The sequence below is a fragment of the Gordonia sp. 135 genome, from assembly GCF_009720185.1.
Taxonomy (GTDB): Bacteria; Actinomycetota; Actinomycetes; order Mycobacteriales; family Mycobacteriaceae; genus Gordonia; species Gordonia alkanivorans.
Genome location: NZ_CP046257.1, coordinates 759,506 through 783,497, shown reverse-complemented (window position 1 = coordinate 783,497; position 23,992 = coordinate 759,506). Strand labels below are relative to the sequence as shown.

The 23,992-nt window shown below is 68.7% G+C and carries 19 protein-coding genes; 7 read left to right on the top strand and 12 right to left on the bottom strand.

Going from position 1 to position 23,992, the window contains the following annotated elements:
- Positions 1-58 precede the first annotated feature (58 nt).
- Both GKZ92_RS03595 and GKZ92_RS03590 read right to left on the bottom strand, forming a co-directional pair.
- A complete protein-coding gene (locus tag GKZ92_RS03595) occupies positions 59-460 on the bottom strand; it encodes a hypothetical protein (protein WP_035752093.1) in 402 nt (133 codons plus the stop codon).
- Positions 461-498: 38 nt separating this feature from the next.
- A complete protein-coding gene (locus tag GKZ92_RS03590) occupies positions 499-1,089 on the bottom strand; it encodes a TetR/AcrR family transcriptional regulator (protein ID WP_187346470.1) in 591 nt (196 codons plus the stop codon).
- Between the two features lie 299 nt (positions 1,090-1,388).
- Here GKZ92_RS03590 and GKZ92_RS03585 point away from each other — a divergent pair, with 299 nt between their 5' ends.
- The 3 genes from GKZ92_RS03585 to GKZ92_RS03575 all read left to right on the top strand — a co-directional run bounded on the left by GKZ92_RS03585 (position 1,389) and on the right by GKZ92_RS03575 (position 3,128).
- Positions 1,389-1,658 (top strand): metal-sensitive transcriptional regulator, encoded by a 270-nt coding sequence (locus GKZ92_RS03585; RefSeq protein WP_005201272.1) that lies wholly within the window; start codon positions 1,389-1,391, stop codon positions 1,656-1,658.
- A 32-nt stretch (positions 1,659-1,690) separates the two neighbouring features.
- Entirely contained in the window at positions 1,691-2,086 is a 396-nt protein-coding gene (locus GKZ92_RS03580) for a DUF302 domain-containing protein (RefSeq protein WP_035752099.1), read from the top strand.
- A 94-nt stretch (positions 2,087-2,180) separates the two neighbouring features.
- Positions 2,181-3,128: an alpha/beta hydrolase gene (locus tag GKZ92_RS03575; protein ID WP_155224994.1), complete on the top strand. Its 948-nt coding sequence runs from the start codon at positions 2,181-2,183 to the stop codon at positions 3,126-3,128.
- Positions 3,129-3,153: 25 nt separating this feature from the next.
- On the opposite strand, the gene purD is transcribed toward GKZ92_RS03575, so the two are convergent.
- From purD to GKZ92_RS03560, 3 genes are read right to left on the bottom strand one after another with little or no spacing between them, the layout of a single operon-like run.
- The gene (gene purD / locus GKZ92_RS03570) at positions 3,154-4,407 is read right to left on the bottom strand and encodes a phosphoribosylamine--glycine ligase (RefSeq protein ID WP_196222026.1); all 1,254 of its coding nucleotides are present in this window, start codon (positions 4,405-4,407) and stop codon (positions 3,154-3,156) included.
- A 55-nt stretch (positions 4,408-4,462) separates the two neighbouring features.
- The gene (locus GKZ92_RS03565) at positions 4,463-6,427 is read right to left on the bottom strand and encodes an ArnT family glycosyltransferase (protein ID WP_155224992.1); all 1,965 of its coding nucleotides are present in this window, start codon (positions 6,425-6,427) and stop codon (positions 4,463-4,465) included.
- Complete coding sequence (locus GKZ92_RS03560; RefSeq protein WP_155224991.1) at positions 6,424-7,677, bottom strand: bifunctional glycosyltransferase family 2/GtrA family protein; 1,254 nt, start codon at positions 7,675-7,677, stop codon at positions 6,424-6,426. Before GKZ92_RS03560 ends, GKZ92_RS03565 begins: the two co-directional genes overlap by 4 nt.
- Positions 7,678-7,783: 106 nt before the next feature.
- Here GKZ92_RS03560 and GKZ92_RS03555 point away from each other — a divergent pair, with 106 nt between their 5' ends.
- Positions 7,784-9,895 (top strand): RecQ family ATP-dependent DNA helicase, encoded by a 2,112-nt coding sequence (locus GKZ92_RS03555; RefSeq protein ID WP_155224990.1) that lies wholly within the window; start codon positions 7,784-7,786, stop codon positions 9,893-9,895.
- Positions 9,896-9,927: 32 nt separating this feature from the next.
- Here GKZ92_RS03555 and GKZ92_RS03550 read toward each other — a convergent pair whose 3' ends face one another.
- Both GKZ92_RS03550 and GKZ92_RS03545 read right to left on the bottom strand, forming a co-directional pair.
- Positions 9,928-11,304 (bottom strand): wax ester/triacylglycerol synthase domain-containing protein, encoded by a 1,377-nt coding sequence (locus GKZ92_RS03550; protein ID WP_155224989.1) that lies wholly within the window; start codon positions 11,302-11,304, stop codon positions 9,928-9,930.
- 144 nt (positions 11,305-11,448) lie between these two features.
- Positions 11,449-11,874 (bottom strand): HIT family protein, encoded by a 426-nt coding sequence (locus GKZ92_RS03545; RefSeq protein ID WP_006358375.1) that lies wholly within the window; start codon positions 11,872-11,874, stop codon positions 11,449-11,451.
- Between GKZ92_RS03545 and GKZ92_RS03540 the strand changes: the two genes are divergently transcribed.
- Together GKZ92_RS03540 and GKZ92_RS03535 are read left to right on the top strand one after the other, a co-directional pair.
- Positions 11,849-13,066, top strand: coding sequence for a DNA adenine methylase (locus GKZ92_RS03540; protein ID WP_230461892.1), 1,218 nt, complete (start codon positions 11,849-11,851; stop codon positions 13,064-13,066). The genes GKZ92_RS03545 and GKZ92_RS03540 overlap by 26 nt on opposite strands.
- Before the next feature lie 10 nt (positions 13,067-13,076).
- Positions 13,077-13,919 carry a hypothetical protein gene (locus tag GKZ92_RS03535; RefSeq protein ID WP_035751999.1) on the top strand — a complete coding sequence of 281 codons (843 nt, stop codon included), beginning with the start codon at positions 13,077-13,079 and terminating at the stop codon, positions 13,917-13,919.
- Here GKZ92_RS03535 and GKZ92_RS03530 read toward each other — a convergent pair.
- From GKZ92_RS03530 to GKZ92_RS03515, 4 genes are all read right to left on the bottom strand, one after another.
- Positions 13,912-15,354, bottom strand: a complete 1,443-nt coding sequence (locus tag GKZ92_RS03530; protein ID WP_155224987.1) for a sensor histidine kinase — start codon at positions 15,352-15,354, stop codon at positions 13,912-13,914. The genes GKZ92_RS03535 and GKZ92_RS03530 overlap by 8 nt on opposite strands.
- Positions 15,354-16,076 carry a response regulator transcription factor gene (locus tag GKZ92_RS03525; RefSeq protein WP_035752003.1) on the bottom strand — a complete coding sequence of 241 codons (723 nt, stop codon included), beginning with the start codon at positions 16,074-16,076 and terminating at the stop codon, positions 15,354-15,356. Before GKZ92_RS03525 ends, GKZ92_RS03530 begins: the two co-directional genes overlap by 1 nt.
- Before the next feature lie 91 nt (positions 16,077-16,167).
- Complete coding sequence (locus tag GKZ92_RS03520; RefSeq protein WP_155224986.1) at positions 16,168-16,854, bottom strand: DUF899 domain-containing protein; 687 nt, start codon at positions 16,852-16,854, stop codon at positions 16,168-16,170.
- 74 nt (positions 16,855-16,928) lie between these two features.
- Positions 16,929-18,131: a winged helix DNA-binding domain-containing protein gene (locus tag GKZ92_RS03515; RefSeq protein ID WP_155224985.1), complete on the bottom strand. Its 1,203-nt coding sequence runs from the start codon at positions 18,129-18,131 to the stop codon at positions 16,929-16,931.
- A 445-nt stretch (positions 18,132-18,576) separates the two neighbouring features.
- Here GKZ92_RS03515 and GKZ92_RS03510 point away from each other — a divergent pair, with 445 nt between their 5' ends.
- On the top strand, positions 18,577-22,347 hold the full coding sequence (locus GKZ92_RS03510; protein WP_035752009.1) for a WD40 repeat domain-containing protein: 3,771 nt from the start codon (positions 18,577-18,579) through the stop codon (positions 22,345-22,347).
- Here the strand turns inward: GKZ92_RS03510 and GKZ92_RS03505 are convergent.
- Positions 22,334-23,980: a carboxylesterase/lipase family protein gene (locus GKZ92_RS03505; RefSeq protein ID WP_196222025.1), complete on the bottom strand. Its 1,647-nt coding sequence runs from the start codon at positions 23,978-23,980 to the stop codon at positions 22,334-22,336. The two genes, GKZ92_RS03510 and GKZ92_RS03505, sit on opposite strands and share 14 nt — an antisense overlap.
- Positions 23,981-23,992: the final 12 nt, after the last annotated feature.

Genomic DNA, 23,992 nt, shown 5'->3' with positions numbered 1-23,992 from the left:
AGTGTAGGTCGCTCAGGAGCGGATCCCGAATTCCTCCACCTGCCGACCCACACGCCGCTCAGAACGCGAAGCAGGTGCCGTTGGACCCGTAGCCCTGTCGTACCTTCACGAGGGTGGGCTGCGAGGCCTTGCCGTTCTGGACGGCGTAAAGGTACTTGTCACCGATCCGACGGGGCACCCAGGTGACCGAGGCGAGGGCACCCGAGGGGAGATCGCGGCCGATGAATCGAGCCGGAAGACCCGGCTTGACCTCCCAGAACTCGACCCAACCCGACGAGTTGACCGGGACGGTCACGGGGTAGGTGCAGCCGGTTCCGTAGACCACCGACGACAACGGGACCCCCGCGTCGACGCGACCGGCCGGAGCGGCCTGCGCGCTGGGGGCGACGAGCATCGTGACCCCGAAGAGCATGGACAGGAACGCGGCGACGACACCCGCGCGGGTACGGCGCCTACTCATCGAATCCCCCGACATCCGATCCCTTTCTTTCTCTGCTGTCACGCCCGCGGTGCCAGGACGTCGATCACCTCGAACAGGGCGTCGCGTACCGCGTCGATGGGCCGGACACCGTTCTGTCCGAGCGCGCCGACGATGGCGCCGTCCTCGATCCCGATCAGCTGGGCGATGTGGGCGGGGTCGGCAACCCGGCCGGACTTGGCGAGGACGTCGAGGTGACACATGGACAGCGTCTGCCACCGGTCGCTCACCACCTCGCGCAGCATCGGGTACCGCGCCGACAGCGCGATCATCTCGTAACGGGCCGACAGTTGCTGGATCGTGTCGTCGCCGACGACGACCTCGGCGAGGGCGGTCGAGGTCGCGGTCTTCCCGCGGCGTCGACGCGGAAGTGCGTTGCAGCGCTCGGTGACTGCCTCCGCGTCGTGGCTGCAGAGGCTGGCTGCCGCCTCGGCCATCAGGTCGTCGAGGGAGGCGAAGTAGTACGTCGTCGACGCCAGCGGCAACTGGGCACGTTCGGCCACCGCACGATGACGCACGGCGTCGAAGCCGCCTTCGAGCAGCAGCTCGCCGGCGGCCTCGATCAAGCGAGACCGCCGTCGCGCACCCTTGGGTGTCGCCGCCGACGTCATCATGTGGTTCATGCTGCCAAAGGCGTCCGTACCGCCGTATTGCTTTTGCTCAAAGCGGTACAAGCACAGTCGATTTCCCGTATAAGACCCTGACAAGCGTGGTGAATGCCCTGTTCAGGGCACGTGCCAGTCGGTCATCGGACAGGCGGATCGCCTCCGCGGCCGACCTTCGCCGGCTTCGCCACGCACATGCCGACCGGACCAGACCGCTCCTCATACCCCAAGGGGTATGATCGACGTTTGTCGGGCAAGTCCACGCGTGCAGAACCACACGCGTGCAGAACCACAAGGAGGTCGTCATGGTCGGCGACGAAGAATCGATCGGCGTCGTGCTCAATCGGCTACGCCGCGCCCATGGACAGCTCGCGGGCGTGATCTCGATGATCGAACAGGGACGCGACTGCAAGGACGTCGTGACCCAACTCGCGGCGGTGTCGAGTGCACTGGATCGTGCCGGTTTCAAGATCGTCGCGACCGGCCTCCGCGAATGCATAACCGGTGAACAGTCCAAGGACTCGGAGCCGATGACGATCGATCAGATGGAAAAGTTGTTCCTGGCGCTCGCCTGACGCACGCGAGGAGCACCACGAGAGGAGTGATCATGAAACTCGGTTACCAGACGACCCTGAAGACCGACTTCGACGACGCGGTCGCGCGGACGCGGGAAGCGCTCAGCGACGTCGGATTCGGCGTGCTCACCGAGATCGACGTGAAGGCGACGCTCAAGAAGAAGCTCGACGAGGACATGGAGAACTACCTCATCCTCGGGGCCTGCAATCCGCAGTTCGCCCATCGCGCGCTCGGGATCGAGCGGCAGATCGGCCTGCTGCTCCCCTGCAATGTGGTGGTGCGCGACGACACCGACAACGCCGGGACTGTCATCGTCGAGGCGATGAACCCCGACATCATGGTCGCGGTGACCGACGCCCCGGGCCTGCCCGACGTGGCGTCCGGAGCAGCCGAACTCCTGCAGAAGGCCATCGCGTCGCTCGACTGAACGTCAAGTCCGAGACAGATTTCTCACAGCGTCGGCGAGTCGGCCGACTCGACGTTGCGTCGAGCCCGGGGTCCGCGATTACCCTGTTGCTTCGATGACGAGCGTGCGATCCCGATTCTCCGATGCAGCCGACCGCGACCTTCCGCGCGTGGGCCGTCGTGCCGTGCTCGCCGCCGGCGTCGGGGCCGCCGCGCTCGGACTGGCCGCATGCTCGGACAAGGCACCGTCGGCGTCGGTGCAGCCGCGCAACCTCGAAGGCCGTGCCGCCGACGACGAACTGCCGATCGAGACCTCGCCGCCCCCGGTCACCAGTGGCCCCCCGCTGATCACCGGCAGCTTCAAGTCCGCCCGCATGGGCGGCCGCGACACCCGCTGGGCGGTCGCCCGACCCAACGGCGTGACCGGCAAGCTGCCCGTCGTCGTCGTGCTGCACGCGCTGAACACCAACGAGAAGACCATCTTCGGGTCGAAACTCGAGATGCAGACCGTGATGCAGCAGTACGTGGACAACGGCAACGCCCCGTTCGCGCTGGCCGCCGCCGACGTGGGCCGCAACTACTACCACCGACGGGCCGACGGCACCGACGGTGGCGCGATGATCCTCGACGAGTTCCTGCCGATGCTCGCGAACGATCCGCGGCTCGACCTGTCCACCGACCGCATCGGTCTCTTCGGATGGTCGATGGGCGGATACGGCGCGCTGCGTCTGGCGTCGATGCTCGGTGCGCCGCGCGTCGCCGCGGTGGCGGTCAGCTCGCCCGCGATGTGGGCCGATCCGCGCAACTTCCCCCCGCGCGCCTTCGACGGCCTCGCCGACTACCAGGCCAACTCGCTGTTCGGCGCGCAGCCGAGCTTCGCGAAGATCCCGCTGCTCATCAACATCGGTTCGAGCGACCAGTTCTACACCTACACCCGCCAGTGGGCCGCGGGCCTCCACCCGCCGGCCGCCTTCGGGACCGCCGCCGGTGGTCACACCAATCGGTACTGGCGCAGCGTGCTTCCCGAGCAGATCGAGTTCCTCGGCCGCAATCTCGCGAACTGAGTCCCCGACCCGCCCGGGTCTGCGGCTAGATGCTGATCTTGCCCTCGAGGGCGTTGCGACCGATGTCGGTGCGGAAGTGCGAGCCCGGCAGCTTGATCTTCGCGATCCGGTCGTAAGCCTGGGCGCGGGCCTCGGCGAGGTCGGCGCCGGTACCCACGACGGCCAGCACACGACCCCCGGCGGAGACGATCGCACCATCCGCATTCGTGGAAGTGCCGGCGTGCAGCACACCCTCGGCGTCGGCGCCGGTGATGACGTCACCGGTGCGCGGCGTGCCCGGATAGTTCTCGGCGGCGACGACCACGGTGACCGCGGCGCCGTCGTGCCATTCGAGTGCCGGCAGGTCGGCGAGGGTCCCGGTTGCGGTCGCGTTGAGCGCCGCACCGAGCGGGGACTTCAGCAGCGCGAGGACCGCCTGGGTCTCGGGATCACCGAAGCGGCAGTTGAATTCGACGACCGCGGGCCCGTCCTTGCCGATGGCGAGACCGGCGTACAGGAGACCCGAGAACGGGATTCCGCGCTTGACCATCTCGGCCGCAACAGGTTTGACGACCTCGTCGACGATGCGCTCGGTCATCTCGGCGGGCAGCCACGGCAGCGGTGTGTAGGCACCCATGCCGCCGGTGTTGGGTCCGGCGTCGTTGTCGCCGACCCGCTTGTGGTCCTGCGCGGGCAGCAGCGGCACCACGGTCTCGCCGTCGACGAGGCAGAACAGCGACACCTCGGGTCCGTCGAGGAAGCTCTCCAGCAGGACGGGGTGCCCGCTCTCCAGGCACTCGGCGGCGTGGTCGCGGGCGACGTCGCGGTCGGCCGTGACGACGACGCCCTTACCCGCGGCGAGACCGTCGTCCTTGACGACCCAGGTGGGCCCGAAGCGGTCGAGTGCGGCGTCGAGGTGCGCGGGGTTGTCGACGATCTCCGCGTGTGCGGTGTGGACGCCGGCCGCGGCCATCACGTCCTTGGCGAAAGCCTTGGAGCCCTCGATCTGCGCGGCCTGCGCGCTGGGACCGAAGGTTGCGATGCCCGCTTCGCGCAACGCATCGGCGACGCCGAGAACCAGGGGCACCTCGGGTCCGATGACCACGAGGTCGGCTTCCAGCTTCTGCGCCAGGGCCACGACCGCCTCACCGGAGACCACGTCGACGGCGTGGTTGGTGGCGATCGCCGAGGTGCCGGCGTTACCGGGAGCGACATGCAGGTCGGTGACCGACGGATCGTTCCTGAGGCCGATGAGAAGGGCATGTTCGCGGCCGCCCGAGCCGATCACGAGTACTCGCACGACCATGACTCTAAACGACTGCGTACACGGCCCGCGTCACGCGCCGGTGAGCGCATCACCCGGTCTGCTGGGTCAGGTCGTACATCGTGACCCCGTCGACCGTCACCGCGGTGAAATTCTCCTGAACCCACGCGCTGATCGACGACGCCGGACGTTCGGAGTCCGTGCCCATGCCGTCCCCGCCCATCCCGGGCCCGCCACCACCGCCGAGGAACCAGTGGATCTTCTTCTCGGCGACCAGTTTCTGGAACTCGGCGAGGGTCGGCGACGGATCGCTGCCGTTGAACCCGCCGATCGGCATCACCGAATGGCCGCTCTCGAGCTGGTAGCCCGAGGCGGACATCGACCCGACCGCCGCGGCCACCCACGTGTACCAGTCGGCGTCGGCGTTCAACTTCTCGACGACGGCTGCGGTGGGGGTCGAACCGCGCAGCAGGCCACCGGGGCCGTCGCCGCCGCGACCGCCGGGCATCCCCTGGCCGGGGCCTCCGGGGCCTCCGCGTCCACCAGGGCCGAACTCGCCCTCGACCCGCGGGCCGGCGGTGATGATCGATCCGCTCTTCTCGGTCGTCACCGTGTCGATCGTGTACGCGACCGGACCGGCGAGTCCGGCGAGGATCGCACCCGTTACCGCGGCAGCGGCGACGCCGCGGACGTTGGCGAAGATCATCGCGGCCCCGGCCAGCAGACCGACGACGAGGACCGCGTAACGCAGCCACGGCACGAAGTCGGGCGTGCGGTTCAGTAGGACGAAGCCCCAGCCGGCCGCGATCCACACGGATGCGCCGAGAGCGATCCGGACCCACAGTCGGCCGCGGTGACTCCAGCAGACCGCCCCACCACTGGCGACGAGAGCAGCGACCGCCGGGGCGAGGGCTGCGGTGTAGTACTGGTGGAAGATCCCGGCCATGAAGCTGAAGACACCCATCGTGACCAGCAGCCACATTCCCCAGACCACGAGGTAGGCGCGACGCGGTTCGGTCCGTCGCGCACCGCCGATCAGGACTGCCGCGACAACGGCGAGTAGGAGCCCGGTCGGGATGAGCCACGCGATCTGACCGGCCTGCGCAGGTTCGAACATCCGCAGCCATCCGGTCTCACCCCACGGGCCACCGCCGGGGCCACGGGGGCCACCCATCTCGCCCATACCGGAACGGCCGGGGGCCACGGCCCCGGTCTCGTTGCCGTTGAGTCGGCCGAACCCGTTGTAGCCGAGAGTCAGCTCGAGAATCGAATTGTTCTGCGAACCACCGATATACGGCCGCGAGGACGTCGGCCAGAGTTCGACGGCGAGTATCCACCAGCCGGCGCTCACGATCATCGCTCCGAGCGCGGCGAACAGCTGACCCAGCCGGCGCAACCAACCACGCGGACCGAAGGCCAGATAGGTGACCGACAGTGCCGGCACGATCAACATCACCTGCAACTGCTTGGTGAGGAATCCGAACCCGATGAACACGCCGGTGAGGATCAGCCACCGCCACCGGCCGTCGTCGACGGCCTTCATCAGCGACCACACGGCCGCGATCATCAGCAGGATGAGCAGGGCTTCGGGGTTGTCGAAGCGAAACATCAACGCCGCGACCGGCGTCAGCGCCAGTACCGCGCCGGCGAGGATTCCGGCCCAGTGGCCGAAGTACTTTCGCGTGATCAGGTACAGCAACGCGACCGATGCGACGCCCATCAGGACCTCGGGCACCAGGATCGACCAGGAGTTGACGCCGAAGATCCGGGCACTGATGCCCGGAATCCACAGCGAGGCAGGTGGTTTGTCGACGGTGATCGAGTTCGCCATGTCGCTCGATCCGAAGAACCAGGCCTTCCACGATTCCGAACCGGCCTGGATGGCCGCCGAGTAGAAGGAGTTCGCCCAACCGTTGATCGAGAGATTCCACAGATAGAGGACACCGGTACCGATCAGCAGCGTGGCCAGTGAGAGACGTTCCCACAGCACGTTCTTCGCGTGTGCATGCGTCTGCGGAGCGGAGTCGAGGGGTGGGTCGATGGTCAGTGTCGTCATGCGACAACCTCCGGGGTCTTGCGGAACACCCAGCGGAGACCGACGAACCGGGTGAGCGTGGCCACCAGGTTCGCGACCACCAGGATGATCAGTTCGATGTGTTTGGTCGCGTCCGGCGCGACGGTGTGCAGAAACAACAGGGAGCCGGCGGTGACCAGCCAGCCGAACAGGAACACCCCGAGACCGAACAACTGGTGGCGGAGTGCGTTGTCACGCCCGCGGACGCCGAAGCTGAACCGGCGGTTGGCTGCGGTGTTCAGGACGGCGGTGATCGCGAGGGCGACCAGGTTCGACACCTGCGCTCCCAGGAACGAATGCAACGCCAGGAACAGCACCGCGAAGGCGATCGTCGACGCGACACCCACCACACAGAACCGCACGAGCTGACCGACCAAACCCTTCGGCACACCGTCGATCCGGGGGCCGGCCGCCCGGTCGCGACCGATGGAGACGCGGAGCTGCGCGATCGGCAGCCGCCCCATCGCCAGCGCGAGACCGACTCGCGCACAACCCTTCAGGTCGGCGAGTGCGGTGGGCACGATGTCGACGGTGCTGTCCGGGTCGTCGACCCAGTCGACCGGGACCTCCGCGATCCGCAACCCGATCTGCTCGGCGAGAACGAGCAGCTCGGTGTCGAAGAACCAGCCGGTGTCGACGACGAACGGCAGCAACCCGCGTGCGATGTCGGTGCGCATGGCCTTGAACCCGCACTGGGCGTCGGAGAACCTGGCGCCCATGGCGGTTCGGAGGATGAGGTTGTAGGAGCGCGAGATGAACTCCCGCTTGGGTCCGCGGACGACCCGCGACGACCGGCTGAGCCGGGTGCCGATCGCGATGTCGGAATGCCGCGACACCAGCGGGGCGATGAGCGGCATCAGCGCGTTGAGGTCGGTAGAGAGGTCGACGTCGCAGTAGGCGACGATCTCGGCGTCGCTGCACTGCCACACCCCGTTGAGCGCACGCCCCCGCCCCTTCTCCTCGAGGTGGACGACGCGGACGCCCTCGAGTTCGTCGACCAGACCGAGGGCGATCGCGAGCGTGTCGTCGGTGCTGGCGTTGTCGGCGACGGTGATGCGCGCCGGATACGGGACGTGCTGCCGCAGATGGTCGGCGAGCCGGCGCACCGACGACGCGACGTCGGCCTGTTCGTTGTGGACGGGGACGACGATGTCGAGGACCGGGGTCGACGCCGAGCTGTCGGCGAGCGTGTACACCTGCGCCGTCCGGACCGGCGGTGCTTGCGGGATCATGAGGACCACGATCGGCTCGCACCCTCGAATCACTCTGGAACCCGGCTGCAGGGTTCCTGTGAACCGTCGATCTCCACTGTCGGCCGTCGCCACTACATTGGGGCTCATGACCGCCACCCTCTCCCCTGACCAGCTGACCGCCGCCAACCGCGTGATCACCAGCCTGGCCGGTGAGGGCGCCGCGCTGCGCGAGGACCAGCTGCGCGCGGTGACCGCGCTGGCCGGGGGCGAGCCCGGCACACCCGGCGCGCGGGTTCTCGTGGTCCAGGCGACCGGATGGGGCAAATCCGCGGTCTACTGGTCGGCCACCGCGATCATCCGCGCCGGTGGCGGCGGACCGACGCTGATCGTCTCCCCGCTGCTGTCCCTCATGCGCGACCAGGTGTCCGCAGCGGCTCGTGGCGGCCTGTCCGCGGCGACGCTGAACTCGTCGAACGTCGACGAGTGGTCGGCGATCGAGGCGCAGTTGCGGGCGGGTGACCTCGACGTCCTGCTCGTCTCGCCGGAACGCCTCGCCAATCCCGGCTTCGGACGACGTGTGCTCGACGCACTGGCCGGCAACCTCGGACTCCTGGTGATCGACGAGGCGCACGCCGTCTCCGACTGGGGTCACGACTTCCGGCCCGACTACCGTCGCGTGGCCGACGTGCTCCGCTCGGTCAACCCGACGACGCCGGTCCTGGCGACCACCGCGACCGCCAACGCGCGCGTCACCGAGGACGTCGCCGCCCAGCTCGACGCCGGTTCCGACGCACCGACACTCGTCCTCCGTGGACCGCTCGCCCGGAAGTCGTTGCATCTCAACGTTCTCGACGGACTCTCACCCGTCCAGCGCTACGGCTGGGTGGCGCAGGCCCTCCCCCATCTCCCGGGTTCGGGCATCGTCTACGTTCTCACCGTCGCCGACGCCGACCGGCTGGTCGAGGCCATCCGCGCGGTACACGGCGATTCGGTCGAAGTCGCCGCCTATACCGGCCAGCTCGACGCCGACCGCCGGCACGAACTCGAAGATGCGTTGCTGCACAACAAGGTCAAGGCGCTCGTCGCGACGTCGGCCCTCGGGATGGGCTACGACAAGCCGGACCTGGGTTTCGTCGTACACGTCGGTTCGCCGCCGTCGCCGGTCTCCTACTACCAGCAGGTGGGTCGTGCCGGGCGTTCCCTGGACGACGCCGTCGTGATGTTGCTGGCCTCGCAGACCGACGACCGGATCTGGGATCACTTCGCCACCGCGACGATCCCCGATCCCGACAAGATGCGCGATCTGCTGGCAGCACTGGAGGCCGCCGACGAACCGCAGTCGCCCATCCAGCTCGAGGCCGCCACCCGCTTCCGCCGTACGCGAATCGAGTTGATGCTCAAGCAACTCGCCGTCGACGGCATCACCGACCGCACCCCCGACGGCTGGGTTGCCACCGGCAAACCCTGGACCTACGACGCCGCGCACTACGACGGCGTGCTCGCGGTCCGTCGCCGCGAGGCCGACATCATGCGCTCCTACATCGCCGGGCGCACCTGTCTGATGCGGCTGCTGACCGAATCGCTCGACGACCCACAGGCCGCCGACTGCGGTCGCTGCTCGGTCTGCCGCGGCGCGCTGAGTGAGGGACTCCCCGACTCCGTCGATGCGGAGGTGGTCCGCACCGTCACGTCAACGCTGCGCCGCAAGGCGTCGACCCTCGATCCGCGGAAGATGTGGCCGGGCGGCGAATTCGGCCGTCGCGGAAGGATTCCCGCAGACCTCCTCGCCCAGCCGGGTCGCGTCCTCGCACACGCCGACGCCCCCGAATGGGTGGAGGTGCTGGCCGCCGCCCGCAACGGCGACGAACGCGCACTGGCCGAACTCGGCGACGCCGCCGTCGCGACGCTGTCCTCCTGGGTCCGCGAGACGGGTATCCGCGCCGACGTCATCGTGTCGCTCCGCCTGACCGGCACCAATCTGGCCGAGACGCTCGCCGAACATCTGCGCACGGTCGGGAAACGGGGCGGCGGAACCTTCCCCGTCCACCTGGGCGATCCGCCGACCGATGCCACCGGGGCAGTCGAGGCCGCCTACTGGCGCGACCACCTCGGCGATCCACCCGAGGTCGCCGGACAGAACGTGATGCTCGTCGTCGACGCCAACAGCTCGGGCTGGCCGATCACCCTCGCCGCCGCGGCACTCCGTGAGGCCGGGGCCGGTGCCGTCCTACCGCTGCTGATCCACCGGACGGTCTGACCCTTCGAGACGCTCGCATGCTCGTTCGTCCCTCAGGGAGCAGGTCGGGCGAGCGAGAGCACCTCGTCGAACCCGTCGACGAGGCACGAGTGGAAGACGTCGACATCGGCGATGGCGCCGGTGTCGACATCGATCCCCAGCTCACACGTGTCGATGTAGCTGAGCAGGGTGACGTTGACCGCGGCCCCGATCGTGGGACCGAAGGCGTACTGGGCGGTCATCCGGGCGCCGCCGAGGTAGAGCGGCACCGGAATACCCGGCACGTCACTGCACAGGAAGTCGACGTGACGCAGGACCGAACCGATGTACCAGCGCGGCATCAGGTTCATGGTGCCGGCGATGAGCTGGGTGTACGGCAACGAGCGCTCGTCGCGGACACGTGAGGTCCGCCGGTGGATTCGAGCGATCCGTTGCGCCGGATCGACTTCGGCGACCGGCACGTCGAACCGCATCAAGGTGATCCGGTTGCCGCCGGGGGCGTCCTCCTCGGTCCGCAGATTCACCGGCATACACAGATGGAGGTCACCGACTTCGACGCCGTGTTTCTCGTGGTACAGACGGAGCCCTCCGGCGACGCCCGCGACGAAGGCGTCGTTGAGTGAACCTCCACCACGGTGCCCGGCGTCGCGCAGTTGCTGCAGCGGAACCTCGTGGACGTCGAGATGCCGTACCAACGAGCGTTCCGTCATCAGCGGCGATCCCGTCTCGTTGACGGGCCGGACGGTGCGGAACACCGATGCAGCTGTCTCGACGGCGTCACCGGCGGTCGCGATCGGATGGCGAATCGTGTTGAACGCCAAGCCGGGTACCGATTTCACGACTTCCATCACGGTGTTCGAGGCGCGCTCGGCGTCGAATCGCATCGAGTCCAGGTAGTCCCGCCACCAGGCTTCACCGTTCGGCGGCGTGATGGCGTCGGGCGTGCCCGGCGGATGGTCGGATTGTTCGGTCAGGTCGAAGAGCCGCATCGCGATCTCGATGGCCCCCACCCCGTCGGTCAGCGCGTGGTGGAACTTGCAGACGACCGCGGCACCGCCGTCGGCCAGCCCGTCCACCAGCGTCGCCTTCCACAACGGCCGGGCACGGTCGAAGTCCTCCATCGCCGCGATCCGCGCCATCTCCAGCACGGTGTCGAAGGTGGCCGGAGCGGGTGCCCCGACTCGGCGAATGTGGAAGTCGAGATCGAAATCCTGGTACGGGACCCACCTCGGCGGCGCCGACAGCGGCGAGTACACGACGCGCTCGCGGAACATCGGCAGGTCGGCGCTGATCGTCTCGAACCGGCTGCGCATCGCATCCCAGTCCGGTGTGCGGTCGAGCAGGATGACCGTCACCACCGTCGATCGCAGGCGCGGGTCGGACTCCATCGACCAGGTGAAAGCGTCGCTGTTGCGCATGTACTCGGTCATGACTGCCTCCGGTCATGACGGTACTCAGCCGCCGATCACACGTTGCCGTTTCGGCTCACCAGAGGACTTTGTACCTCTGCGCCCCGGGCGGCGAAACCCGCTCCCTGAGTAGCCCCGGAGCTCGCGGAGGAACGTATCGAAGGGTCAGTCGGCGACGTACTCGCCGTAGCCGAGCGAGCGCAGGCTGGCGCGGATCTTCTCGGCCGCGGCGTCGAGGTCCTCGGGGCTGGCGTTCTTGTTCGCGTTGGCGAGGTCGAAGGTCTCGAGCGAGAGTCCCTGGAACACGTGGATGTGCACGTGGGGAACCTCGAGGCCGGCGATGAGCAGGCCGATGCGCGGAGCGTCGAAGGCGTCCTTGACGGCCCGGCCGACCTTCTGTGCGACGCCGCTGAGATGGGCGAACAGCGTGCTGTCCATCTGCTCCCAGTGGTCGACCTCGTTGCGCGGCACCACCAGAACGTGGCCGGGGGTGACCGGCTCGATGGTCAGGAACGCGACGGCTTCGCCGTCCTTCCAGACGAATCGACCCGGGATGTCGCCGTTGATGATCATGCTGAAGACCGATGCCATGGGCCCGAGTCTAGATGTTGTGGGGTTCGGCACCGAGGACGCAACCGTGTTCTCCACGGCGCTGTCGGGGGTCCATGACATTCTTTTCGGTGTGAGTGGGCCAGAATCCTCCCGACCGGGACGCAGCATCGGCAGACCTGTCGGATCCAGCGACGTCCTGGCCCGCGCTCAGCGCTTTCCGCGGTTGCGATACATGGGGTCGAAGTACCGGCTGCTCCCCCACCTCGAACGCACCTTCGCCGAGATCGGCGGGTCGACGGCGGTCGACGCCTTCTCGGGGTCGGGAGTGGTGTCGTACCTGCTGAAGGCGCAGGGATTCGAGGTTCTCAGCAACGACTTCCTCCACTTCCCGCATGTCATCACGCGAGCGTCGGTGGCGAATTCGAGCGTCCGCCTCGAGCCGGAGCTCGTCGAGCAGATCTGCGGGCCGGCCGCCGACGACCGCGACTACATCTCCCGCACCTTCGACGGCCTGTACTTCACCGCCGAGGACCGCGCATTCCTCGACTCGGCGTGGTCGCACATCGACGCGCTGCGCGGCTACCGCCGCGACCTGGCCATCTCCGCGCTGGTCCTCTCCGCCGCACGCAAGCAGCCGCGCGGGGTGTTCACCTTCACCGACTCCACCCGCTATGCCGATGGGCGCCGCGACCTCACGATGTCGCTGCGCGACCACTTCCGGTTGCGCGCGGCCGCCGACTACAACGGCACGGTGTTCAGCAACGGCTGCAGCAGTCGGAGCGTCCAGGGCGACATCTTCGACCTCGCCCTGCCGTGGTCGGCGCCGCCGGATCTCGTCTACCTCGACCCCCCGTACGCGCCGCCCACCGACGACAACGACTACATCAAGCGCTATCACTTCCTCGAGGGCCTCTCCGCGTACTGGCGCGGGATGACCATCATGGAGAACACCAAGACCAAGAAGCTGCCCAAGCGCTTCACGCCGTTCGCCTACAAGAGGACGATCGAGGACGCGCTGCTGCGGACGTTCGAGCACTTCGAGGACGCGGGCGCGATCGTGCTGTCGTATTCGTCGAACGCGTTGCCGGGCAAGGACCGGATCGTCGACCTCCTCGGCAAGGTCAAACCCTCGGTCGAGGTGATCGCCATCGACCACAAGTACAGCTTCGGCACGCACGCCGCGGCCACTCGCCGCGACGTCAGCGAGTTCCTGTTCATCGGACGGGACTGACGCCGAGCACATGAGTGACGCAGTTGACTTCGAGGATTATCTGAAGTCGTTGGGACGGTTGACCTCTCATGTCGACCCCACCGCCTCCACGCCGGAGGCCGAGCGGATCGTGGAGGCCACCGGGAGTCTCGGCGGTCTCCTCGACACCGACATCACCGGACTCGCCGCGTGGGTACGCGACAATCCCAACGACGTCCCGGTGCTCGGGCTCGCGGTCGGGTTGTCGCAGGAGAAGCTCAAGAACGCGTTGCGCGACCGGTTCGACACCAGCGGCTGGCACGGACTGGCACGCACCCAGCCCGTCGACCTGGTGACCTGGCTCGACGCGGAATTCGACCTCGTCCGGATGCTCCGCACCCAGCTGGAACGCACCTACACCTTCGCCGACATCCTCGTGGCGCGCGCCGGAACCCGTGCCACCGCGACCCGTGCCGGCGCGTCGGGCCGTCGCATCGAGGACGAGATCGAGGACATCGCACGCGATCTCGGCCTCGACTACACGACGCGATCGCGATTCGTCGGCCGCAACGGACGCACCGCCCCCGCCGACCTCATCGTGGGCGATCCGAACTCCGCCGACATCGTGGTGGCCGCCAAGGGATTCGACTCGACCGGCTCGAAGCTCACCGACGCCGTGCGCGAGATCGAGGAGATGGCCGAGGTCCGTCTCCCGACGCAGCTCGTGCTCGCGGTGATCGACGGAATCGGCTGGAAATCACGGCAATCCGACCTCCGACGTATCCACCAGCTCTGGGCCACCCGCCAGATCGACGGCATGTACACCCTCGTCACGCTCGACCAGTTCCGCACCGACGTGGCCGAGTTCGCGAGGTTGCGACGGCTGATCAGCTGAGGAGCGGCAGTCGCACCCAGAAGGTCGCGCCCTCGCCGGGCGTCGACTCGACGCCGACCCGTCCGCCGTGCGCTTCGACCAGCGCGGCAACGATGGACAGCCCCAGACCGTTTCCGCCGCCGGAACCCCGGTGGCGTGACTGGTCGCCGCGGTAGAACCGCTCGAAGACGTGTTGCGCATCCTCTGCGGTCAGCCCCGGTCCGGTGTCGGCGACCCTCAGCACCGCCTCCGACGTGCCGTCGGGGTCGGCCTCGACCGACACCCCGACCGTGATCGACGCCTCGGCCGGCGTGTGGTTGATCGCGTTGCCGATCAGGTTGCGGAGCACCTGCAGCAGCCGCGGCCCGTCGCCGGAGACCAGCGGCGGATGGTCACCGGTCGTCACCTCGAGCCGGATGTCGCGTTCGGGCGCGCCGACGCGCGCGGACGCGACGGCCTCGGCGGCCAGGCCGAGTAGGTCGACGGGTGCCGTCGCGAGGGGACGCTGCGCGTCGAGGCGTGCCAGCATCAGCAGGTCCTCGACGAGCAGGTTCATCCGACCGGCCTCGTCGTTGATCCGGCGCATCGCATCGGAGACGTCGGAGACCCCGCCCTGCGAATACAGTTCGGCGAAGCCCTTGATCGACGTCAGCGGAGTGCGGAGTTCGTGGCTCGCGTCGGCGACGAAGCGCCGCATCTCCTCCTCGGAGGCGCGGGCTTGACGCTCCGACGCCGCGGTGGTCGCGAAGGCCTGCTGAATCTGGCCGAGCATGGTGTTCAGCGAAACCGACAGACTGCCGACCTCGGTGTTGGGAGCCGCCAACGGAACTCGACGCGTGAGATCGCCCGCCGCGATCGCGTGTGCGGTCTCCTCGACCCTGCGCAGGGGCCGGAGACTGGTCCGCACGAGCAGATAGCTGAGCAACCCGATGAGGACCACGACGATGGCACCGATGGCGAACTGCAACCAGATGAGTCGACTGATCGTGGCGTCGATGTCGGTCATCGGGGTGGCCACGGTCGTCGTGCCGAACATGTTGCTGCGTTTGATCACCCGCCAGCGTGGTCCGTGCGGCTCCACCGATCCGACGGTGACCGGGCCGACGTTGTCGCCGGTGACCCCGTCGAGGTTCGGCGCATGGTCGAACTGGTTGTAGACGTTGGTCGCCGAGATGCCGGCCGGACCCCGGAAAGTCGACTCCACGTAGTACGGCGACGGCGGACGACGCGGCCCCGGCGGGCCGGGACGCGGATCGTTGGCCGGCGAGCGTGGATCGGCCCACGTGCGCGTGGCGTTGACGAGACCCTCGTCCGTGCGCGAGATCAGGTCCTGCCGCATCGACGACGTGACCGCCACTCCCGAGGCCAGCAACCCGACGACCACGAGCGCAAGCGTGAGAGCGACCAGGGAGAACCGCAGTGGCACACCGCGCCTGCGGACGTCGGACGCAGCCATCAGTCGCGCGGCTCGCGCATCACATAGCCGACGCCGCGCAGGGTGTGGATGAGGCGCCGCTCGCCGTTGTCGAGTTTGCGACGCAGGTAGGAGACATAGGACTCCACGACGTTGACCTCGCCGCCGAAGTCGTAGTTCCAGACGTGGTCGAGGATGCGGGGTTTGGACAGCACCGTCCCCGCGTTGACCATGAAGTACCGCAGCAGGGTGAACTCGGTCGGCGAGAGCTGGACCGGTTGCCCCGCCTTGAAGACCTCGTGCGTCTCGTCGTCGAGTTCGATGTCGGCGAAGGTGATCCGGGACGAGGACTGCTCCGCTTCGCCGAAACCGCTGCGGCGCAGCAACACCTGCAACCGGGCGACGACTTCTTCGAGGCTGAACGGCTTGGTGACGTAGTCGTCACCGCCGATCGTCAGGCCGTTGACCTTGTCCTCGACCGAGTCGCGGGCCGACAGGAACAGGGCGGGCGCCTCGACCCCGTCCGCGCGGAGACGGCGCAGCAGTCCGAAACCGTCCATGCCCGGCATCATCACGTCGAGGATCAGCACGTCGGGCTTGCGGCTCCGGCACCTGTCGATCGCTGCCGGTCCGTCGGCGGCCGTCTCGACGTCGTATCCCTGGAACTTCAGCGACACCGACAGCAGCTCGCGGATGTTCTCCTCGTCGTCGACGACGAGCACCTTCGCTCCTCGGGTTGCGTCGTCCTGGGCCGGTCTGGTCACTCTTCCACTGTTCCAGAGGGGCCTGGGACCTCACTGTCCGGACACTGGGAGGTTCCTGTGAGTGCCGACCTGCGGTTCGATCGGTGAAACCTCACGCGGTGGGGTCTCCATAGGCGGCGGCGATGGCCTCCGAGTCACGCCAGCGCGAGTACGTGGGGCTCTGGGGCCAGCCGTCGGGTGAGTCCTGCCATTCCTCCTGACGCCCCCACGGGAGGACGTCGAGAAGCCCGAACGTGAACCCGAGCTGCTCGGTGCCGCGGCCGGCCGTGTGCCACGTGCGGTAGACCTTGTCTCCGTCGCGGAGGAAGACGTTGATCGCGAATCCCTCGCCGGGCCCCGCGCCGACGTCGGCGGAGAACGTCGTGCCCGCCGACGAGTACCAGTCCATGCGGTTACCGACGCGCTTCTTGTAGGCAAGGGCCTCCTCGATCGGGCCGTGGGTGATGATCACGAACCGGGCGTCGTAGTCGGCCAGGTAGTCGAGTCGACTGAACTGCGTCGTGTACCCGGTGCACCCCGGGCACTGATAGGTCTCGCCGGGAAACCACATGTGGTTGTAGACGATCAGCTGGGAGCGCCCGTCGAAGACGTCCACGAGACGGATCGGCCCGTCGGGTCCGGTCAGGGTGTGGTCGGGCATCTCGACCATCGGCAGCCGCCGCCGCTGCGCCGCGATCGCGTCGAGTTCGCGCGTGGCCGCCTTCTCGCGGACCCGCAGTTCCGCGAGGGCCTTCGCCCAGGTGTCGTGGTCGGTCACGGGTGGGAGTTGATCGCTCATCGCGGCGCCTTTCGATCGATACGGGTGTTCTGCAGAGACAGACCGCGACTCGGAGCCCAACTCATCGCCTCGACTCAACGCCGCCGCATGTACGGCGCGGCGTACCCGATCTTCATGGAGCCGTCGCCGAGCCACGCCGCGAGCTCCTCGGCCCGCGCGCCGAGTTTCCTCCGGGCGTCGGCGGGCAGGGGCTCGAGCGGGTGGATCGCGATCGAGTTGTCATCCCGGCGATACCAGCCGCCGACGATCCGGCCGTCCCACCACGCGGTCTGGCCGCCGTTGCCGACGGAGTCGAAGATCTCGGGACCGTGATCGCCGAGGTAGAAGCCGCGCTCCTTGAACCCCATCGTGGTGGGGTCGAGTTCGGGCAGCAGAACCGCCTGCGGTTCGCAGTCCTGGTCGCCGGCCTCGTCATCGGCCTCGCCGGGGAGGTCGTCGGGCAGCACGTGTCCGACGCCGCCGCCGTCCAGTTCGACCTCGACGGTGCCGAGGTCGGCGAGGGCGGCTCGCACCGCGGTCTTGGTGGAACCGAGCCACCACACGAGATCGGTCTCGGTCCCCGGTCCATAGGTGCGCAGCCAGCGTTGGACGAGCGCCCGGTGGCCGTCGTGCACACTCGGCGCGTCCGGGGTCTCGCCGAGCCACACCTTCATCGACGTCCACGCCGGACGGGACAGGTGCCAGTCGAATCGGTTGGGTCCGCGGACGATGTCTCCGGAAGCGTCGAGCATGTTCAGCACTCGCGGTCCGAAATGGCTCTTCCCCGCCCACGACTTGCCCTCGCCGAAGGTGATCGAGCCCTCCAGGACGGGCAGCCGGGCGCGGAGCTCGGTCGACGTGAGCGATTCACCGCCGGCGAGTTCGGTGAGGACCGCGTCCCGCGCGGTCTCGATCCAGCCCTCCGGGTCGTCGACGTCGGGACTGCGGCGGAGATCGCGAAGCATGTTGGTGCGCTCGGAGGCAGAGATCCGGGGCCCGAGCGCACCGATCGCCTCGGCGAGGACGTCGCGGGGGAAGGCGAAGAGGGTTCGGCGCATCGCGAGGTGTTTGACGAGGGTCCGGTCGTCGTAGAGCGCGGTGTCGATGTCGGCGCGGGCCAGACCGTCGACGCGCGCCCACGCGGACAGGTAGACCGTCGACGGGGTGGTGGCGTGGAGACCGACCATCGTCGCGGCAACGTCGACGGCGGACCCTGCTCGCGACGCGGCGTCGAGGTGCATGCGGCGCATCAGCCGGGACCGGCGCGTGGTGTCGGTGATCCGGGGGCGCACTGGCATGCCGCGATCCTAGTGAGCCGACGAGGCGGTTGAAGCCGGGAGAGGAAGAAGAGGGGAAGCGGGTGCCGGCGTCCGGCCGACCCCCATCGACCCGGTGTTCCGGCACCCGCCCGGTTGCGTGGGCCGGACGACACACAGCCCCCGACGGGCAGTGCCTGAGAACACCTCCGTGTGTCCTGCGACCAACGCATCCTTACGCTCCCGACCCCCGTCAGGAACGCCCACCCAGGAGACCCCACCCCGCGTCCGGAGTACAGCCCCGTTCCGGATCGAGGGGCGAACACCGAGGTCAGGCGGCAAACGGACTATCCGGACCGGACACATCCGAATCCGGATCCGGACGTGTCCGTCGCCACCTTTGCCCTCCGACGGTGGCGCACCGGGGTCACCTGTCGCATGATGGATCGGTCGATCAGTCGTGCGGTCTGAGCGTGGAGTCGGGTGAGTGGATTTTGGTGAAGCGCTCGCGCGCCTTTTCGTGCAAGCGGGGCGCCCTACCCTCCGGGCGTCGGCGGCCCGGGCCAAGGTCTCCGCGCAACGGATCAGCGACTGGCGCAACGGCCGCCATCTCCCCCGCGACTTCGCGACCGTCGAGCCTCTCCTCGTCTGGCTGACATCCCGCGCGGTGGCCGCAGGCGTCACCGACGTCCTCACGATTCCCCGGTGGAAAGAACTGTGGGACAGCCATCTGAGCCAGGACGCGCCCGGGACCCCGGAGCCGCCCGCCCAGCACGCCCGCCCCTACGCCGGACTGGCGACCCTCACCGCCGCCGACAGTGAGCTCTACTTCGGACGCGACGACCTCGTCGGCACGCTTGTCGACACGATCCTCGCCGCCGGCTCGGAGTCCGCGCCACTGTCGCCGGCCTCCCGGCTCGTCGTCGTCACCGGGGTGTCGGGGTCGGGCAAGTCGTCGTTGCTGCGTGCCGGCCTGGCCCGCGATCCGCGGATCTCGACCCCGCGTCTCGCCGAGATCATCCCGGACGGTCTCTCCATCGCGCCGCCGGTCGACGGCGAGAACGACGCGGTCATCGTCATCGACCAGTTCGAGAACGTCTTCTCGCTCGAAGACGAACTGCGGGCGACGACGATGCGCGAGGTCGAGGAACTCGCCGCCGACACCGTCGTGGTGGTCGGCATACGCGCGGACTTCTTCAGCCAGTGTGTGAAGTACCCGGTGCTGGCGGATGCCTGGCAGCACCGCTGCGTGATCGTCTCGGAGATGACGCGTACCCAGCTCCGCGAGGTCATCACCGCCCCGGTTCGCCTCGCCGGCGGACGCATCGAAGCCGGCCTCGCCGACGTGATGATCACCGACCTCTACGAGGCGTCGACGGTCGGTGACCGCGCCGGCCGGCTGCCGCTGCTGGCCCACGTCCTGCAGGCGACCTGGGCACGCCGCTCCGGCAACCGCATGACGCTGTCCGGGTATCGCGCGACCGGCGGCATCGCACGCGCCGTCGCGGACACCGCGGAAGCCGCCTGGGAGGCCATCGCCCCCGAACAGCGCGACCTCGCCCGCGCGGTCCTGCTGTCGCTGGTCCACGTCGGTCCGGCCGGGATCGCGCTGCGGGTGCCGTTGTCGACCTCGACCATCGGCAGCCGCTTCCCTCCCGAGGTCTCGACCGTCATCGACGAGTTCGCGCAGGCCCGATTGCTGACGGTGTCCGCGGAGTCGGTGATGCTCGTGCACGACGTGGTGCTGACCGCGTGGCCGCGACTCGCCACGTGGATCGCCGACGACTCCGACACCCACGTCTGGTGGCAGCAACTCGACGCCGACACCCAGTCGTGGGTGGCCAACGGCCGCAGCCGCTCGTTCCTCTACACCGGTTCGCGACTCGACGACGCCAAGAGCCACCGCGAAGCACTGCGCAGCAACTACGTCCACCTGCTGAGCCGGGAGAACGACGAGTTCCTCGACTCAGCGGTCGCGATGCAGCGACGCCGCCGGTTGCTGCAACTGGGCGCCGTCTCGGTCATCGTGATCCTCGCGATCGCGGCATCGATCATCGCGGTCTTCGGGTTCCGGCAGGCGCACGACCTGCGACAACAGCGCAACGCCGCCGAACGCGCGGCCCTGCTGTCCCACATCGACAGCATGGAGCACTCCAACCCGTCGCTGGCCGCGCGTCTCCTGCTCGTCGCCCATCAGCTCTACCCCGACGATCCGACGGTCGTCGGTCATCTGCGTGGCGCGGCCACCAGCCCGCTCGCGACGCAGGTCACCGGCCATACCGGACCGGTCTACGACCTGGCGTTCGACCGGACGGGCCGCTATCTCGCCTCGGCGAGCGGCGACCGCACGGTCCGCGTCTGGGAGAGCACCGACGCCACCCCGCAGTATCGCGAGGTGGCGACCCTGCACGGTTTCGGCAACTACGTCACCTCCACCGCCTTCCACCCCAACCGACCGTTGCTGGCCTCCTCGAGCGGTGACGGTGCGGTCCGGATGTGGGACCTCTCCGATCCCCGCCGGCCGGCGCTGCGGGAGACCGCATCACTCGGCCGCGGCACCGTCTACATGGCCCGCTTCTCCGCGGACGGGCGGACACTCGCCGCGTCGTCGGACGACGGTTCGATCACCGTGTTCGCGGTGTCGCCGACGGGGACCCTGCTCCAGACCGCCGTGCTCCGGGGCCACAGCGCCGCCGCACGAACACTGTCCTTCAGCCCCGACGGGCGGCTGCTCGCGAGCGGCGGGGACGACCGCGTCGTGCGGCTGTGGACCACCGGACCGGACCCCGCGCCGCTCGGCGAACCCGTCACCGGGTTCCCCAGCATCACGCACGCGGTCGCGTTCAGTCCCGACAGCCGCTCCCTGGCCGTCACCGGCGACAGCCCGAACGCGCAGCTCTGGGATGTGAGCAAGCCGCTGTCCCCGCGGCCGCTCAGCACCTCTCTCCCGACCGCGACCGCGGGCTCCTGGTCCATCGCCTTCGACCCGACCGGTTCGCAGGTCGCCTCGGCCCGCGCCGACGGCATGGTGCGGGTCTGGAACACGACCAACCCGGCTTCACCCACGGCCCAGTGGGCGCTGCAGACCGCATCGGAGCAAGGGTCGGTCCGCACCTTCTCGGCCACCTTCGACCCGACCGGTGACCGCCTGGTGTCCGGGCGTTCCGACGGGACGATCGACGTCTGGTCGTTGCCGGACCGTTCGGTCCCCGACCGCGGCGGCACGATCAGCGGGGTGGCCACCGATCCGGCGCAGCGCATCCTCGCGACCGTCGGCTCGGACACCACCCTGAACGTGTGGACCCTCGACGACGGCGAGATGTCGTTGCGCTCCCGCACTCCCATCCAGCGTCGGGTCAACGACCACCCGCGCGTCTCGGTGAACGAACGCGGCACCCTCGCGGCGACGGCCAACAACAACGGCGGCCTCGTGGAACTGTGGGACATCGGCGACCCGGACGCCCCGCGGGCAGCGGCCCGGTTGCCCGTCTCGACGCGGTACTCGTTCCCGGTCGCCTTCGCGCCCACCGGCGACGTCCTCGCGACCGGCGACACCGACACCACGATCGCGCTGTGGAACACCGCCGATCCCACCTCGCCGAGGCGGATCGGCGCTTCCCTGCGCGGTCCCGCCGACCTCATCCGCAGCGTCGCCTTCAGCCCCGACGGCTCCCGCGTCGCGGTGACCTCCGACGACAAGCGGGTGTACCTCTACGACCTGGAGTCCGGGAACCCCGACCCGGTGACGGTGATCTCCGATGACGCTCCCGTCACGCAGGCGGCCTTCGACGACGGCGGAGAGGTCCTCGTCGTGGCGGCCCGTGACCTGTCCACCTGGCGACTGCCGGCGACGCACACCGACGGTGAACCCGAACTGATCGACCGCCACGAGGACATGTTCGCCAACACGCTGTCGATGTCGCCCAACCGGATCGCCGTCGGTACTTCCACGCACGACCTGATCAGCTTCGCGCTCGCCGACGACGGCACGCTCGGTGATCGACAGGCGGTGGGAACACTGCTCGACTCCACCGACACCACCACGACGTGGCAGGTGCCGGTCCGGCTCCCCGCCGACGACGAGATCATCGCCGGTGGCGACACCACCGGCAACGTCTACGTGCACACCCTGGACGTGCCCGACGCCCGCGAATGGATCTGCGGGACCTCGACTCCCATGACCGAGGAACAACGGTCGACGTACCTGCCCCGCGCCTACCTCCGAAGCGATTGCGACGCAACGGTCAGCGGAAGCTGAGCACCTCGTCGCCCCACGCCTCCCAGAGGTCGCCGTCGAGGTTCTGGACCACCCGGTCCTCGGCGTCGATGCGCAACACCGGACGGCGGCCGGTGTCGTAGGTCGGCCACTCGTCGCCGGGTGATCCGGTATCGGGTGCGCGACCGTGCGCGAACGATGTCCACCGGCGGATCAACCTCTGCGACACGGCTTCTCCGTGCTTGCGTCCGCCGAGCAGGAAGGTGATGTCGCGCGGACCCGAACCCAGGTTCCCCCACACGTAGGGCACCTCGGTGGCATGTGCGGCACCGAGACCCAGCAGCCGGAACATCCTGGTGGTCCAGTCGTAGCGGTACACGTAGACAGGAGCCCGGCGGGCGTGGGCGTCGGCGAGCCACAGCGTCGGCATGCGGAACGCGACGTCGCGGGCCACGCCGAGCCCGGTGACCTTGGGACGCAGGCCCGAGTACGCCGAAAGCACCTGTGCGCGTTCGGGTAACACGATGTCGGGGTACTCCTCGCGCATGCCGGCGAACATCCGCTCGATCTCCTCGGCGGTGATCGGCATGAGCGGCGACTTCATGTACTTGAAGAGGTTCGCCTCGTCGCGGTTGGTCCCGATGATCAGCGGTACGGGCAGTGCCCGGCCGTTACGGATGACGTCGAGGGGATGGTCGGGCAGCAGGTCGCCGTCGACGACCGGCGCGAAGGCGATGGTGCCGGGAGATTCGGTGGGCACCTTCTCGAACAGCTCGGTGGTGAGCGTCGAACACCGTGCGGCGTCGAGGGATTCGAGTCGTTTCACCACTTCCGCCGAGTCGCCCGGGTCCTCGATCCCGGCGGCGTCGAGCAACATGCGCGCGACGCGGGCGGCCCGGTCGGAGCCGTACATCGACGTCACCGGGGAACTCTGGGCGATGGCCCGGCCGAACATCCCCTCGGCCGCGGGCACCGTCAGCAGCGCGGTGACGAGGCCGGCGCCCGCCGACTCGCCGAACACTGTCACCTTGTCGGGGTCTCCGCCGAAGGCCGAGATGTGGTCGCGGACCCATGCCAGCGCGGTGAGGACGTCGCTGAGCCCGACGTTCGACTCGAAGCGGGGATCGATCGACGAGAGGTCGGCGAACCCGAGGACACCGAGCCGGTAGTTCAGCGTCACGATCACCACGTCGCCGGTGGAGGCGAGCGCCGCGCCGTCGTAGTAGGGCTGACTGCCGGAGCCGAGTACGTATGCCCCGCCGTGGAGCCAGACCATGACCGGCAGTGCGACAGCGTCGTGTGCGTGTGTCGAGGCACCCGGCGGCGTCCACACGTTGAGGTAGAGACAGTCCTCGTCCATCACGACATCCGGACCGAGCCGGACCGCGGGATTGAGTTCCTGGGGGCAGACGGCCCCGAAGGAGGAGGCGTCGATGACGGTGTCGGAGCTTCCGTCGCCGTCGGCAGCGCCACGGTTGGGGAGCAACGGCTGGGCGCGACGCCATCTCAGTTCACCCAGCGGAGGTCTCGCGTACCGGATGCCGCGCCACACGTCGGCGCGCTCACCGGCGATTCCGCGGTAGGTGCCGAGGGCGGTACGCGCGAGCGGGTCCGCGGCCGATGATGCCGAGGCCGCCTCGGCCACGGCCGAGGTACCCGGTTCGTCGTGTTCCATCCATACATCGTG

Bases quoted from the DNA above. Each gene is read 5' to 3' on its own strand.
- GKZ92_RS03595 (WP_035752093.1), bottom strand. From the start codon at position 460: ATGAGTAGGCGCCGTACCCGCGCGGGTGTCGTCGCCGCGTTCCTGTCC.
- GKZ92_RS03590 (WP_187346470.1), bottom strand. From the start codon at position 1,089: ATGACGTCGGCGGCGACACCCAAGGGTGCGCGACGGCGGTCTCGCTTG.
- GKZ92_RS03585 (WP_005201272.1), top strand. From the start codon at position 1,389: ATGGTCGGCGACGAAGAATCGATCGGCGTCGTGCTCAATCGGCTACGC.
- GKZ92_RS03580 (WP_035752099.1), top strand. From the start codon at position 1,691: ATGAAACTCGGTTACCAGACGACCCTGAAGACCGACTTCGACGACGCG.
- GKZ92_RS03575 (WP_155224994.1), top strand. From the start codon at position 2,181: ATGACGAGCGTGCGATCCCGATTCTCCGATGCAGCCGACCGCGACCTT.
- GKZ92_RS03565 (WP_155224992.1), bottom strand. From the start codon at position 6,427: ATGACGACACTGACCATCGACCCACCCCTCGACTCCGCTCCGCAGACG.
- GKZ92_RS03560 (WP_155224991.1), bottom strand. From the start codon at position 7,677: ATGATCCCGCAAGCACCGCCGGTCCGGACGGCGCAGGTGTACACGCTC.
- GKZ92_RS03555 (WP_155224990.1), top strand. From the start codon at position 7,784: ATGACCGCCACCCTCTCCCCTGACCAGCTGACCGCCGCCAACCGCGTG.
- GKZ92_RS03550 (WP_155224989.1), bottom strand. From the start codon at position 11,304: ATGACCGAGTACATGCGCAACAGCGACGCTTTCACCTGGTCGATGGAG.
- GKZ92_RS03540 (WP_230461892.1), top strand. From the start codon at position 11,849: ATGATCATGCTGAAGACCGATGCCATGGGCCCGAGTCTAGATGTTGTG.
- GKZ92_RS03545 (WP_006358375.1), bottom strand. From the start codon at position 11,874: ATGGCATCGGTCTTCAGCATGATCATCAACGGCGACATCCCGGGTCGA.
- GKZ92_RS03535 (WP_035751999.1), top strand. From the start codon at position 13,077: ATGAGTGACGCAGTTGACTTCGAGGATTATCTGAAGTCGTTGGGACGG.
- GKZ92_RS03530 (WP_155224987.1), bottom strand. From the start codon at position 15,354: ATGGCTGCGTCCGACGTCCGCAGGCGCGGTGTGCCACTGCGGTTCTCC.
- GKZ92_RS03520 (WP_155224986.1), bottom strand. From the start codon at position 16,854: ATGAGCGATCAACTCCCACCCGTGACCGACCACGACACCTGGGCGAAG.
- GKZ92_RS03515 (WP_155224985.1), bottom strand. From the start codon at position 18,131: ATGCCAGTGCGCCCCCGGATCACCGACACCACGCGCCGGTCCCGGCTG.
- GKZ92_RS03505 (WP_196222025.1), bottom strand. From the start codon at position 23,980: ATGGAACACGACGAACCGGGTACCTCGGCCGTGGCCGAGGCGGCCTCG.